The 14,878-nt window shown below is 36.6% G+C and carries 14 protein-coding genes; all 14 read right to left on the bottom strand.

Annotated features, from left to right (window positions below; genetic code table 11):
• Positions 1–161: 161 nt before the first annotated feature.
• Positions 162–1,109 carry a DNA-binding protein WhiA gene (gene whiA, locus BUB12_RS05000; RefSeq protein WP_072888683.1) on the bottom strand — a complete coding sequence of 316 codons (948 nt, stop codon included), beginning with the start codon at positions 1,107–1,109 and terminating at the stop codon, positions 162–164.
• Positions 1,110–1,176: 67 nt separating this feature from the next.
• Positions 1,177–2,130: a gluconeogenesis factor YvcK family protein gene (locus BUB12_RS04995; protein WP_072888682.1), complete on the bottom strand. Its 954-nt coding sequence runs from the start codon at positions 2,128–2,130 to the stop codon at positions 1,177–1,179.
• 1 nt (position 2,131) lies between these two features.
• Entirely contained in the window at positions 2,132–3,016 is an 885-nt protein-coding gene (rapZ, locus tag BUB12_RS04990) for an RNase adapter RapZ (protein WP_072888680.1), read from the bottom strand.
• A gap of 44 nt (positions 3,017–3,060) precedes the next feature.
• On the bottom strand, positions 3,061–3,534 hold the full coding sequence (locus tag BUB12_RS04985; protein WP_072888678.1) for an 8-oxo-dGTP diphosphatase: 474 nt from the start codon (positions 3,532–3,534) through the stop codon (positions 3,061–3,063).
• A 300-nt stretch (positions 3,535–3,834) separates the two neighbouring features.
• Positions 3,835–4,794, bottom strand: coding sequence for a thioredoxin-disulfide reductase (trxB, locus tag BUB12_RS04980; protein WP_072888676.1), 960 nt, complete (start codon positions 4,792–4,794; stop codon positions 3,835–3,837).
• A gap of 73 nt (positions 4,795–4,867) precedes the next feature.
• Positions 4,868–5,881 (bottom strand): tetratricopeptide repeat protein, encoded by a 1,014-nt coding sequence (locus BUB12_RS04975; RefSeq protein ID WP_072888674.1) that lies wholly within the window; start codon positions 5,879–5,881, stop codon positions 4,868–4,870.
• A gap of 230 nt (positions 5,882–6,111) precedes the next feature.
• On the bottom strand, positions 6,112–7,773 hold the full coding sequence (locus BUB12_RS04970) for a glycerol-3-phosphate dehydrogenase/oxidase (RefSeq protein ID WP_327196130.1): 1,662 nt from the start codon (positions 7,771–7,773) through the stop codon (positions 6,112–6,114).
• Between the two features lie 200 nt (positions 7,774–7,973).
• Complete coding sequence (glpK, locus tag BUB12_RS04965) at positions 7,974–9,464, bottom strand: glycerol kinase GlpK (protein ID WP_072888672.1); 1,491 nt, start codon at positions 9,462–9,464, stop codon at positions 7,974–7,976.
• Positions 9,465–9,721: 257 nt separating this feature from the next.
• On the bottom strand, positions 9,722–10,264 hold the full coding sequence (locus BUB12_RS04960; RefSeq protein ID WP_072888670.1) for a glycerol-3-phosphate responsive antiterminator: 543 nt from the start codon (positions 10,262–10,264) through the stop codon (positions 9,722–9,724).
• A 19-nt stretch (positions 10,265–10,283) separates the two neighbouring features.
• On the bottom strand, positions 10,284–10,787 hold the full coding sequence (locus tag BUB12_RS04955) for an acyltransferase (protein WP_072888668.1): 504 nt from the start codon (positions 10,785–10,787) through the stop codon (positions 10,284–10,286).
• A gap of 11 nt (positions 10,788–10,798) precedes the next feature.
• The gene (ppaX, locus tag BUB12_RS04950; protein ID WP_072888666.1) at positions 10,799–11,428 is read right to left on the bottom strand and encodes a pyrophosphatase PpaX; all 630 of its coding nucleotides are present in this window, start codon (positions 11,426–11,428) and stop codon (positions 10,799–10,801) included.
• Positions 11,403–12,362, bottom strand: coding sequence for a nucleoside recognition domain-containing protein (locus tag BUB12_RS04945; protein ID WP_072888664.1), 960 nt, complete (start codon positions 12,360–12,362; stop codon positions 11,403–11,405). Before BUB12_RS04945 ends, ppaX begins: the two co-directional genes overlap by 26 nt.
• A gap of 26 nt (positions 12,363–12,388) precedes the next feature.
• The gene (gene lgt / locus BUB12_RS04940) at positions 12,389–13,255 is read right to left on the bottom strand and encodes a prolipoprotein diacylglyceryl transferase (protein ID WP_072888663.1); all 867 of its coding nucleotides are present in this window, start codon (positions 13,253–13,255) and stop codon (positions 12,389–12,391) included.
• 11 nt (positions 13,256–13,266) lie between these two features.
• The gene (hprK, locus tag BUB12_RS04935; RefSeq protein WP_072888661.1) at positions 13,267–14,202 is read right to left on the bottom strand and encodes an HPr(Ser) kinase/phosphatase; all 936 of its coding nucleotides are present in this window, start codon (positions 14,200–14,202) and stop codon (positions 13,267–13,269) included.
• Between the last annotated feature and the right edge of the window lie 676 nt (positions 14,203–14,878).

The following is a 14,878-nucleotide window of genomic DNA, read 5'->3' as shown; positions in this document are numbered from 1 at the left end:
ATTTATCTAGTAAGTCATAATAGTTTCTTCACTAGTCACTAGCGCCCGCTCGGAGCCAGACATTTTTAAAAATTATACTCTATTTTCTCATAATAAAAAAACCGAACTAAGCATCCTTATTCTGGATTACAATAGTTCGGTTCCATTGTTGCTTTCATTTATTACCCCAACATTTGACCTTGTTTTATTTTGTCAGCAAACTCATCGATTTTCTTTAAGCGGTGGTTAACGCCAGATTTAGAAATTTTTCCGCTTGAAACAAGCTCCCCTAACTCTTTAAGCGATACATCTTCATGTTGCATACGCAAAACAGCTATTTCTCTTAGTTTCTCAGGTAAAGCATCTAGACCAACAGTCTTCTCAATAAATTGGATATTTTCTATTTGTCTAAACGCAGCACCGATTGTCTTATTTAGGTTTGCAGTCTCACAGTTTACTAGTCGGTTAACAGAGTTTCTCATGTCTCGGACAATTCGAACATCTTCAAACTTAAACAAAGCGTTATGTGCACCAATGATACTTAGAAATGCAGTAATTTTTTCTGCTTCTTTTAAGTATACGATATGTCCTTTTTTTCTCTCTAAAGTACGAGCATGCAAATCAAACATATTTAAAAGATCACCTAGATGATTGTTATGGTCTTCATAAGAATTGAAAATCTCTAAGTGATACGATGAAGTTTCTGGATTATTTATTGATCCACCTGCAAGAAAGGCACCACGTAAGTAGGCTCTTTTACAGCATTCTTTTTTCAAATATTTTTCTGAGATTAAACGATTTATTTGAAAAGGACCTTGTAAAATATCTAAGTCTGTTAACATTTTTTCTACATTTTCTTTCAGGCGCACAATATAGACGTTATTTTTTTTCAACTTCATCTTTTTACGGACAAGGAGTTCAACTGGATAGGTGTAGTTTGATTTAATGAGTGTATAGATTCGGCGAGCAATTGCGGCATTTTCTGTTTGAATATCTAACATATATTTTCGATTAGATACTACAGAAATTGAGCCATTCATTCGAATAAGAGCAGCTAATTCTGCATACGAACAACACTCTTCAATTTCTATCGTTGTTAGTTCTTTCTTTATTTCTGAAGCAAAGGACATTTCCTCTCCCTCCTTTACTAATTAATATTTATTCGCATGTTCGAAATCCATGCTGTTTAAAATCTCTTTATATCAATGAAAATAATAAATCAGCAATTTTACGCGTGTCATGGCGAAGAGTTGGTTTTGTATGATCAATAATATCGCCTTCAATGATTTGTAACCCTAACCCAAGTAAACGGTCGATATCATACACTACAGGTGCAGCATTTTCTTCGGCATACAATTCTCGTATCGGTTTCTCGATTGGTTCATTGTGCACTACAATGGAATCAATGCATCCTTCACCAATATGATCATAAATAGCACTTACATGATCAGCAGCAGTAAAACCTGTTGTTTCCCCTGCTTGAGTCATTACATTACATACATATACTACTTTCGCCTTCGCTTTACGAATCGCCTCATCTATTTTAGGAATAATGATATTTGGCATGATACTAGTAAATAAACTACCTGGTGAAATAACAATTAAATCTGCGTGCTCAATTGCTTGTAACGCATTAGGCAAAGGTTGTACATCCAATGGATCAATAAACACACGCTTAATACGCTTCCCTACCATTGGAATATTCGATTCACCAGATACCAAGGAGCCATCAACCATTTCAGCATGTAAAGTAATATTCTCATTTGAGATAGGTAATATTTCTCCTTTTACATTTAACACTCGAGATATTTCTTTAATGCCCGTATAAAAATCTCCTGTAATGGATGTCATCGCAGCTAGTAATAAATTCCCCATCGAATGACCGGAAAGATCATTCCCATTTTTAAACCGATGTTGAAATAATTCAATTAGCATCGGTTCTACTTCTGACATAGCAGCAATCACATTGCGAATGTCTCCTGGGGCTGGAATGGCCATTTCGCTACGAAGCCTACCTGTACTTCCACCGTCATCTGCTACGGTTACCAATGCTGTTAATTCTGCTGGTAAATGTTTTAGTCCCCGAAGTAGCACTGGCATACCAGTACCTCCACCAATTACGACAATACGTGGTTTCTTTTGTTGTGCCATATTAATGACCCTTTCTTTTGTCAATATCTCGGTGACTTACATGGGTTATATAGTTGGAAGCTAATTGTTTCGAAAAATATTCAGCTAACGCAACGGAACGATGTTGTCCCCCGGTACACCCTATTGCCACAACTAGTTGAGACTTCCCTTCTTTTTTATACTGAGGAAGCATGAACTGCATTAGGTCTAGTACCTTCTCCTGGAATTTTTGTGTGTCCGACCATTTAAATACATAAGAAGAAACGTCTGGGTTTAAACCAGTAAGTGGTTGAAGGTCTGCTACGTAATGTGGATTTGGAAGGAAACGAACGTCAAAAACTAAATCCGCATCAATTGGTAATCCGTATTTAAAGCCAAACGAAAGGAAGTGAACAGAGAAAATTTCTTGCTTTTCTTCTGTATATGCCTTCAATATCTTTTCTCTTAGTTCTTTTGGTTTTAAATCAGTCGTATCAATAATTCGTTGCGCTCTTCCACGCAATTCATCTAAAATCTTTCTTTCTTGTTTAATCCCATTCAGTGGTAACCCATCTGGAGCTAGTGGATGAGATCTTCTTGTTTCTTTATATCGACTTACTAGTTGTTGATCTTTTGCATCAAGGAAAAGGATATGTTCCTCTAACCAATCTTCTTCTCCTAATATATCTAATGCTTCAAATAAAGAATCAAAAAATTCTCGACCTCTTAGATCCATCACTAATGCTACTTTATGGATGTTATTTGTAGAATCACGCATCAACTCTAGAAATTTAGGTAATAACGTAGGTGGTAAGTTATCAACACAGTAGTATCCTAAGTCTTCAAAGCTTTGAATGGCAACCGTCTTACCAGCACCAGACATTCCTGTTATAATCACTAATTTCGTTTCTTGTTCTTTTTCGGTCATTAAGATTCAATCCCCTCTATCATGAGTTCACTCGCTCATCCTTATTAATCTTGGATGGGAGGGTCTAAACGGCAGCTTAGTAGTTCATATTCTTCAGTATAAGAAAAAGCACCATATAATATTTCATTTTTATTCGATGACAGTACATGTTGGAATATTTTTCTGTCACCTTCTGCCATAGGTAACGTGTTTATTTTATCAATTGGAACCCACTCGAGTTCTCCTTCATCACAATCTTTTGTAAGTGTTCCTTGATAAGATTCACTAACAAATGTGAACATCATCCATTCCTTTTGTAGCTCATCTTTGTCAAAAATTGAAAAGGTAAAAACGCCAGCTAATTTGGGATTGTCTAGTGTAAGATCCGTTTCTTCCCAATATTCTCTTATCGCTGCATCTTTAATCGTTTCACCTTGTTCCATTTTTCCACCTGGCATAGCATACCAGCCACGACGTGGTTTCTTTAATAATAATATATGTTCATCTTTAATTACGATGCAATTTGTTACTCGTTGCATTTCTAAAACACCTCTTTCATAGGTAGAGGAATATTTACACACACTATTTCTATTATATTAGAAAATGAATGCTTAGCCAAGGCTTTGAAACATTTGGCAAATCATCTGACTAAGGAAGTCGCAGGAAATCTGGGTTAGACAGCTTTTAATTTTGACTTCTAGCGCAAAAAAAATGCACAGATCCAAAAGAATCTGTGCCAAAAACTAATCTATCTATTAAAAAGGGGGTCAATTAGTTAACTTTATTGTACCCCATCTATATTTCGTGCGTGTTACAGCAACGTTAAAATGCTTTTACTTTCACGATAAAGACTGTTTTTCTTTTAATTTATCGTGCAATTCTTCAATATATGCTTGTGCGGCTTCAGCTGCAATACTTCCGTCTCCAGTGGCTGTTACAATCTGGCGTAATGTTTTGTCACGAATGTCACCAGCAGCATATACACCTGGAATTTTCGTTTCCATTTGCTCATTTGTTTCAATGTAGCCTTCTTCATTAGTGATTCCTAATGATTTAAACGGCTCACTTAACGGTACCATACCAATATAGATGAATACACCATCTGTTGGAAAATCATATTGTTCGCCAGTTTTCACATTTTTTAAAGAGACACTAGAAACCTTACCTTCAGGACCATTGATTTTTTGTGCAACGGTATCCCAAATGAACTCGACTTTCTCATTATCGAAAGCACGTTGTTGTAAGATTTTTTGTGCACGTAATTCATCACGACGATGAACGATTGTGACTTTCTTAGCAAAACGAGTTAAATACACGCCTTCTTCAACAGCAGAGTCTCCGCCACCGATGACAACAAGTTCTCTTTCTTTAAAGAATGCCCCATCACAAACGGCGCAATAAGAAACCCCACGTCCCCCTAGCTCATCTTCACCAGGGATGCCTAATTTCTTATATTCTGCACCAGTTGTAATGATAACAGTACGAGTGTTGTATTCTTTGTTACCTGCTACTACCGTTTTATAGTCGCCATGATCGACAACGTCTTTTATATCACCATACGCATACTCAGCACCAAACTTTTTCGCATGCTCGAACATTTTATTTGATAAGTCTGGCCCTAAAATATGATCATATCCTGGATAGTTCTCCACTTCTTCTGTGTTAGCCATTTGACCACCAGGGATTCCACGTTCAATCATTAACGTATCTAAATTAGCACGAGATGCGTAAACTGCTGCTGTCATCCCTGCTGGACCAGCTCCTGCTATAATTACATCATACATTTTTTCTTCGGACATTGATATCGCCCCTTTTATTATTCTTTATACTATATAGGGTATAAGATTATCCTGTTTACGTCTATTTATTTGCTCAAGCTTTCCAAGGTTCCACTTTATTAGGTAAGGTAGGATGATTTTTGCATCCTTCTTTCCAAATGGTTTCTGCTTTTGATCCTTCTCCTATATGGTATGCAGCAACACTATACCATTGATAATAAGAAATATGACCTTTAACCTTGGACTTATCTAACAAACGAAATCGTTTATAGGCTTCTTGATAATTTTCAGTTCGAGCAAAAGTAATGGCTAATCTTAGCTTCTGCTGTTCATGAATTGGATATACATGTTCCAACCCTTGTAAAAATTGATTGGAAACTTCTTTTGCATCCAACAAATAGTAAAATAGCGCTAAGTTTGTACGGCTGTTTAAATTATTTGGTAGTTCTTCTAATAAATCAATTTCCATTTCAAGTGCTTCTTCTTGACGATTGGCATTAAAAATTGCAAAGGCATATTCATGTTTTGCAATGTGATAATCAGGAAAGAGTGTTAACATTTCCTCTAATACCATAATAGCTTTATCCCATTCTTCATGTTCTAGATGATAAAAGGCTGTTTCTTGGTAAACAAGCAATTCATCTTCATCATCAATTAATGGACCCCAGTCCTCGTCATCATCTTCATCCATATCAATAAGCGTCAGGAGGTCATTCGCTTCTTCGACGAAATCTCCATCAGGGTCTTTTTCTAAATATAGATCAGCATATTTTTTTGCGTCATTTAATAAGCCTAAATGAGCATAATTATTTGCTAATAAATAATAACTATCAACATAATCCTCACCAGAAGACTGTAATACTTGTGTTAACAATTGATTGGCTTTATGGTAAGAACCAATTTCAGTATATATAACAGACAGTTGACAAAGAAATAACGGATTCCTTGGCTTTGCTTCAACTGCTTTATTCATCCATTTTAATGCAATCTCAAATTTTCTTTTTTGAAAAGCTTCCACACCTTTAGTGAAATAAAAATCACCATCAGGGATAAAAGGGATAAGATTGTTAGATTGTCTATTTTTTACTTGATTTGATACATTTTGCATGCATATCCCCCTATTTTTACACATATCGAACAAAGTATACCATACTCTAGATTAGAATTGTATATTATTTCGTAGATGTTTGTTGTAGAAAGGGAACGAGCATTACTGAGTATTGTTGATTGTTTGGTTATTAGTGGCTTTAGCTAGGTTTGTTACTTGCTGGAGGCATCGAGAACAACTTCCTTTTAAATAGAAATCCTCCTATCCAAGAGACAGGAGGATTAACTGGATTATTTTTCTGGAGTGACTGCTTCTTTCAACAATTGCTCTAGTTCATCCGTATATTCTTGTTTTTGGTTGTCATTCCAATCAAGTGTTTTAGCCATATAAGTAATCACTGCTTCTTTATGGTCTCTAACCCAATCTATATTAAAGAATAATGCTCCAGTTCTGCGGATAAAGAAATCGACTGGTTTATAAACAAGTTCATACTCTAACCCATAAATTAGTTCTGCAAATACAAGTGGATCAATTCCTTCTTGGTTTGCTTCATCCGATTTCTCCTGATACAACCCGAATACTTTGTCTACATTTCCACCGTACCTTTGAACTAGACGGTATGCATCATCTTCAGATAGTCCAATTGCTTGGGCTTCTTTTACTTTTTTGTCTTTAAACTGTGCAAATCCTTTTGATCCACCAACATCTCCACCTGATATCGGCATATGCTCTGTTTCAGAATTGGTGTATAATATGCCCTCTTCTTCCTTCAGTTGTTTCACTACCGTGTCTACTGCTTGCTCAGCCATTTTTCGATAACCTGTTAATTTACCACCTGCCATGGAGATGAGCCCAGATTCAGAAACAAAAATTTCATCTTTACGAGAAATTTCACTCGGGCCTTTCCCTTCTTCTGCTACTAACGGACGTAATCCGGCCCAGCTTGACTCAACATCCTTAGAAGTAATTCCTAGTGAAGGGAACATATAATTAATCGCATTAATAATGTAATCTCGGTCTTCTTCTGTCATTGTTGGGTGAGCAATATCCCCTTGATAAGTTGTATCGGTCGTACCTACGTATGTTTTATTATCACGTGGAATCGCAAACACCATACGTCCATCAGGTGTATCAAAATAGATTGCTTGTTGTAAAGGAAATATTGATTTAGGGAAAACTAAGTGAATTCCTTTGGTTAGGTGTAGATGTTTTCCATGCTTTGAGCCATCGATTTCTCTTAATTCATCTACCCATGGTCCACCAGCATTAATGACTTTTTTGGCATAAATTGTATGCTGTTCTCCACTAATTCGGTCTTCAACAACTACTCCTGTCAATTGATTCGTTTCACTATAAATAAAGTCTACAACTTTAGCATAGTTGATGGCATGTACACCATTGTCGACAGCCTTTTTCATCACTTCTATCGTTAAACGAGCATCATCTGTTTTGTATTCCACATAATAGCCTGCCCCTTTTAATCCGTCACGCTTAATTAGTGGTTCTCTGTTAATTGCTTCTTCGGGACTAAACATTTTACGACGTTCACTACGCTTAACCCCTGCTAAGAAGTCATATACACGTAAACCGATGTTGGTCGTAAACGGTCCAAATGTACCCCCTTGGTGAAATGGCAACATCATCCATTCAGGAGTTGTAACATGCGGTCCATTTTCATAAACAATCGCACGTTCTTTTCCAACTTCAGCAACCATTTTTACTTCAAATTGTTTGAGATACCTCAATCCACCATGGACTAGCTTGGTTGATCTACTAGAGGTTCCAGCAGCGAAGTCCTGCATTTCTACTAATGCTGTGTTTAACCCTCTTGTTACGGCATCTAATGAAATACCAGCACCAGTTATTCCTCCACCTATTACTAATAAATCTAATTTTTCTTCTTTCATATTATTTAAAATTTCTTTCCGTTCGTAGCTAGAAAATTTAGCCAAAGTAAACACTCCCCAAACACAAGTATATTTCTGTTCATAATTTAGAAACCTTCCATTATTTTACCCAAGAGACATAAAAAAACCGCAAAACATACTAATACTTATTAGAAAGCATTAGTAGCTTGCGGTTTCTCCAATTCTCCGTCCAAATTATTAACTTACCTAAATCATATCATATTATATTCATTGTGCCAAGAAGATTACTTGAATGCTTGTGCAGCTTTTACTGCCTTTTTCCATCCGTTCATTCTTTCTTCTCGCTCTCTATCAGTTATTTCCACTTCAAATGTTTTATCTACTTTCCATTGTGAAGCAATCTCTTGTTTATCTTTCCAAAATCCAACAGCTAATCCAGCTAAATATGCAGCTCCTAAAGCTGTAGTTTCATTAACAATTGGACGCTCAACAGGTACGTCCAGCATGTCGCTTTGAAACTGCATCAAGAAGTTATTTTTTACTACTCCACCATCAACACGTAATGTTTTAAGATCAATATTTGAGTCAGTAATCATGGCATCAACTACATCCCTTGTTTGATAGGCAAGTGATTCTAATGTAGCACGTACCAAATGTTCCCGACTTGTTCCTCTTGTTAATCCAAAAACAGCTCCGCGAACATCACTGTCCCAATAAGGTGTCCCCAGACCTACAAAGGCAGGAACAACATAAACCCCTTCTGTAGAGTCGACTTTCGTTGCTAGTGATTCACTTTCATTGGAGTTTTTTATTAGTTTAAGACCATCGCGCAACCATTGTACAGCAGAGCCGGCAACAAAAATACTCCCTTCAAGTGCATATTCAACTTTACCATCTACTCCCCAAGCTAAAGTAGTTAATAACCCATGCTCAGATTTTATCCCTTTATCTCCCGTATTCATTAACATAAAACAACCAGTTCCATATGTATTTTTAGCCATGCCTTCTTCAAAACAAGCCTGACCAAAAAGTGCAGCCTGTTGATCACCAGCAATCCCAGCAATTGGAATTTCATGACCTAAAAAGTGAAAGGATACGGTTTGCCCGTAAATTTCTGAGGAAGGTCGTACTTCAGGTAACATTGACTTAGGAATATCTAGAATCTCCAACAACTCATCATCCCATTTTAAATCATAGATGTTGTACATTAATGTTCTTGATGCATTTGAATAATCGGTAACATGTTTCTCTCCGTTAGTAAATTTATAAACTAACCATGAATCAACCGTACCAAATAATAACTCACCATTCTCTGCCTTTTCCCTTGCTCCATCTACATTATCTAAAATCCACTTAACTTTTGTTCCTGAAAAATATGGATCGATTAATAATCCTGTCTTGTCTCTAAAAATATCGCTGTATCCTTTTTCTTGTAATTCATCACATATTCGTGCAGTCTGTCTTGATTGCCAAACAATAGCGTGATAAATTGGTTTTCCTGTATTTTTATCCCACACAACTGTCGTTTCACGTTGATTCGTTATACCAATACCTGATATTTGGTTAGGGTTAATATCTCCTTTTCGTAAAACATCCGCGACACAAGCTAAAATAGAAGTCCAAATCTCATTAGCATCATGTTCCACCCAACCTGGCTTCGGGAAAAATTGTTCAAATTCTCTTTGAGCTGATGCAACGATTTCACCAGCTTTATCGAATATAATTGCTCTGGAACTAGTCGTCCCTTGATCTAGTGCCATTATATATTTCTCCATACCGTGTCCTCCTATGACATTTTCATATTATGCTATTCGCTATCTTACCTAGAAAATCCTTTATTTTATTAGATTTTGCTTCTTGCTTCATTACGGAATAGGATCGAGAGCTCCCATCAATTACCTTTTGATTCCTACTACACTGCAATAGGGCATCGAAGCTTCCATTTATTTTTCCACAATCCGTAATGTCTGTACAAAAAAGGAGTTATTCCTAGAATGAGTTTAAGTTAACTCATTTGAATAACCCCTTGCTGTTAAAAATCCCACAGTTCATCATTCGATGTAGATACTGCAACAGCACCAGCCTCCATGGCAGCATCTACCTCACTTTCAGCATTTACCAATCCACCTGCGATTACTGGCAATCCCGTTTCATCGTGAACTTTATTGATCATACTAGGTATTAATCCCGGTAAAACCTCTACACAATCAGGTTCCGTACGTTTTATCAATTTTATATTATGTTCTAATGCAATACTATCTAATAAAAACATTCGTTGTATGGCGACTAATTTATTTTTCTTCGCTAATTTGATGACATTACCTCGAGTAGATAATATACCCGCAGGTTTAACTTCACGAATTAAAAATTCCATTCCAAATTCATCTGGTTTCAATCCCTGAATTAAATCAAAATGAAGATAAATATCTTTATTCTCTCGTTTTGCATAACTAACTATACTTTTAAGTTGTGATAATCTTGATTCTAAGACTAAAAGAATATCATGATTAGATTGCAATGCTTTCTCAAAATCTTTCATATTTCTAATGGCTGGCAGTACACCTGTTGGTATCATAGTACCTACCTTTCTATACTTAAGACCGATTTTCCATTTCTTCTTTTGAGTAGATAAGCTGCATTGGATTCCCTCCAACAAACGCTCCAGCTGGAACATCCTTATGTACTAGCGTTCCTGCCGATACAACAGCACCGTCACCAATCGTCACTCCAGGTAAGATTGTTGTATTCGCTCCAATTAATACTTCATCACCAATAATGACATCACCAATTCGATATTCCTTAATGAGGTATTCATGTGCAAGTATTGTTGTGTTATACCCAATCACACTGTTAGTGCCTACTTTAATTTTTTCTGGAAACATCACGTCAGGCATTACCATCAAAGCAAAAGAAGTTTGTTTCCCTACTGTCATCCTTAAAAATACACGATATAACCAATTTTTCACACTTAAGAAAGGGGTGTATCTCGCAAGTTGAATAACTATAAAGTTCTTAACCACTTTCCAAAATGAAACAGTTTTATATATATGCCAAAGTGAATTAGCATCTTCAACTTGAAATCGTTCTGTCTTGCGCATCCCCTTCACCTCTACACTAACGAAAGTAACTCACGTATATCCTCTACCATATACGTTGGTTTATATTGCTGTAAAAATTCTCTTCCTTTTAAGGACCAGGAAACACCTGCTGTTAAAACATCAGCATTGTGTCCTGCTTCAATGTCATGGGAGTTATCCCCTACCATTAATGTCGTATCAGGTTCAGCATCTAGTATTTCCATTGCCTGTAGCACTGATTCAGGGTGTGGCTTCGCATTAAAGACATCGTCTAACGCTACGATAGTATCAAAATATTCATATAATCCTGTTACCTTCAGCCCACGTATTGCCGTTTTTCTCATTTTTGTTGTAACAATCGCAAGTTTAATTCCTTTATCTTTTAATTCGTTTACTGTATCTACAACATGAGGAAATGCTTTTACATAATTGTCATGATGATGTAAATTATGATCACGATACGTTTGAATCATTGCTTCTGCTTGATCTAAATTAATGTTTTCAAAAGTTTCTTTTAAAGGTGGTCCATTAAAAGCAAGCAACTCTTCTCTAGTAAATTCAAGACCATACTGTTGAAATGTATGAAGAAAAGATTCCATTATTAAATCATTAGTATCGATTAAAGTTCCATCTAAATCAAAGAGTATTGTACGAATGCTCACTGCTTACTTCCTTCCTATTTCGTTCATCTGCACGATTCCATATAAATGCGATAATCATTGTTAAAACTGTTGCTGTAACTACCCGGATAACCAGTAATGGCCATACAGGAATGCCTAATGGGATAAAGACGAGCGTATCCTCGACAACGGCATGACAAGATACTAAAAAGATTAATGCTAGTGTCATATCTTTACGAGACACGCCATCCTCTTTTACAGCCTGAATCATTAAGCCCGCCCCAAAGGCAAGCCCAATGGTTAAGCCTGCTACAAGCGTCATAGAAGTATTTTTTTCCATCCCTAACAATTTAGTAATTGGTGCAAAACCATTCGATAATTTTGCTAAATATCCTTTTTCACGTAGTATCTGCATCACAATCATTATCGGGATAACAATTAAGGCAAGTTGAACAATGGCCCAAAAGGCTGTTTGAATACCTTGGAAGGCAATTTCGCCCCAACCTGTAGGGGTTGCCTCTTCAGAAGAAATGAGTCCATACTTTGCAAGTTCAGAACCACCATTCCATACTAAATTAATTATAAACGCAGAAACTAATGCTAACCCCACTCGTACGCCAACGATAATCCACCATTTGACCCCAACTCTAGTTGCTACAGCGGATTCAATAATTAGATTGTGAGAGAAGGAAAGCATGACAGCCATAATAAAAACTTCCTTCACGGTAAAATCAAAAGAGACGATCGCTGCTATCCCTGCATATAGATTTAAGGTATTCCCTAAAACAAGTGGTACCGCAGCTTCACCGGAAAGTCCGAGTAACCCCATAATAGGACTGACCAAGTCAATGATCCAAGGTAAAACAGGTGTATATTGTAGTATCGTGACAATTAATGTAATTGGAAAAATAACTTTTCCTAATGCCCACGTCGTATTTAAACCTTCCTTAAAACCACGGTAAATAATTCCTGACAACCTAAAGCTCCTCTCCCAAATCTACGTTATTTTTTCTTTTTTTTATTTTTACCTTTATTTTGTTTTTTCTTTTTTGTATCAACATCATTATAACGAGTTGTTACCGTTTTTCTACGATAAATAATTAGGATGATCGCAATAATAATAGATAGAGCTGATACAAACATTGCTGTTCGAATAAAGCCAAACATGTATAAACTGTCCGTTCTCATCCATTCAATAAAGAAACGGCCAAATGAGTAACCAATCACATAAGTTAAGAAAATCTCACCACGGATTAGATTTTTTCTACGTAAAAGTAGTAATAAGACAAGAATCAAAATGTTCCATAACGATTCATACAAGAATGTAGGATAGTATGTAACCCCATCAATACACATTTGATTCATAATAAAATCAGGTAAAATCGTTTCATGAAGATTTAATAGTGTTTCATTTTTGATGGCATCTCCATGTGCTTCTTGGTTCATAAAGTTTCCCCAACGACCAATTGCTTGCCCTAAAATTAAACTAGGTGCAGCTATGTCGGCCAATTGCCAGAAAGGAATTTTCTTCACTCTTGCAAATACTACTGCTGTTAATACCGCTCCAATTAATGCACCATGGATCGCGATTCCACCATGCCAAACCGCAAAAATCTCCCACCATGGACCATCCTTATATCGATCCCATTCAAAAATGACATAATACATTCTTGCAAAAAGGATGGAAATCGGAATAGCAAACACAACTAAATCTACCATTAAATCTTTCTTTAAACCTAAACGTTCTGACTCTCTCATCGCTAAATATAAGCCTAAAAATGCCCCTGTTGCTATAATAACTCCGTACCAGTAAATTGGTAAAGTTCCTATTTGTAGGAACACGCGATCCAGTGGTGCTGGACAACTCATGAAACCACTCCCTATTCTATATCTTTTTCTTGGTCAATCATGGTGGATAGTCGTTCTGAAAATTCCTCTGCTGCATTGACACCCATTCGTTTTAACCGGAAATTCATAGCCGCTACCTCAATAATGACAGCTAAGTTTCGTCCTGGTCGTACCGGAATAGTCGCTTTTGGTAACTCGACATCCATGATTTTCATTTTATCTTCATCTAGCCCTAAACGATCGTACTGTTTATGTTGATCCCATAGTTCAAGATTAATAATCATCGCGATTTTTTTGTAACTTCTTACTGCACCTGCGCCAAATAATGTCATAACATTAATAATCCCTAATCCACGAATTTCTAATAGATGTTCGATTAGAGGCGGAGAATTACCAATTAATGTGTCATAGTCTTCTTGGCGAATTTCTACACTATCATCTGCTACTAGACGGTGCCCTCTTTTTACTAGCTCCAGAGCAGTTTCACTTTTACCGACACCACTTTGCCCAGTGATTAAGACACCAACACCGTAAATATCCACTAGTACACCATGAACAGCAGTAAATGGAGCAAATTTTGCTTCTAAAAAGTTCGTTAAACGACTAATCACTCTCGTTGTTTTCCTCGGCGAATGTAAAATAGGTACGCCTGAATTATTTGCAGCTTCTATTAAAATCTCTGGTATTTCCATCCCTCTTGAAACAACAATACCTGGAGTAATATCCGTACATAATTTCTCTGCGCGGTCTTTTTTTTGTTCATCAGTTAAGTCCATAAAATACGTCATTTCCGTTTTTCCTATTAATTGTAGTCGTTCTTTCGGGTAATAACGGAAATACCCAGTCATTTCGATACCAGGTCTCGAAATATCGCTGGTCGTTATTTTACGATGAAGTCCTTCTTCACCTGCAACTAACGTTAAATTAAAATTCTCTAGTAAATCTTTCGTTCGAATTATCGTTGACATATGTACATCCTCCATTAGTTCAAAACTAACTGCTTAATATTGTAGCATAATTTCCCAACAGGTAGGAATTGCTATGTTTCAATTTTCTCCTAAATCCACAATTTTAATAATATCGGTTATCAAAGTGATTTTCATTGATGTAGGTCAACAAAATAACGGATTCAGGATTCATCAGGTTTACGCAATGAATCCTCTTTCCGTTATTCCTACTATAATACCCTATTTTCGGTGGTTCACGGTTCCTCGTTCCGTTATTCACCCTTTTCAACCTATAATTCTAGTACTTTTACTAATATAACGGAACCAGAATCCGACTCGTACCGAATTCAGCTGTTTTTCGAACATTTAAAGGAACCACGATTCATCCAAAACACTTGATGAATCCTCGTTCCGTTATTGCTACTATAATACCCTATTTTCGGTGGTTCACGGTTCCTCGTTCCGTTATTCACCCTTTTCAACCTATAATTCTAGTACTTTTACTAATTTAACAGAACCAAAATCCGACTCGTACCGAATTCAGCTGTTTTTCGAACATTTAAAGGAACCACGATTCATCCAAAACACTCGATGAATCCTCTTTCCGTTATTCCTACTAAAACACCCTATTTTCGATGTGACACGGTTCCTCGTTCCGTTATTCACCCTTTTCAACCTATAATTCTAGTGCTTTTAC

The sequence above is a fragment of the Ornithinibacillus halophilus genome, from assembly GCF_900129485.1.
In the GTDB taxonomy this organism is placed as follows: domain Bacteria; phylum Bacillota; class Bacilli; order Bacillales; family Amphibacillaceae; genus Ornithinibacillus; species Ornithinibacillus halophilus.
Note: the sequence above shows the minus strand (reverse complement) of the source record. Positions and strands in the feature narration are given on the sequence as shown.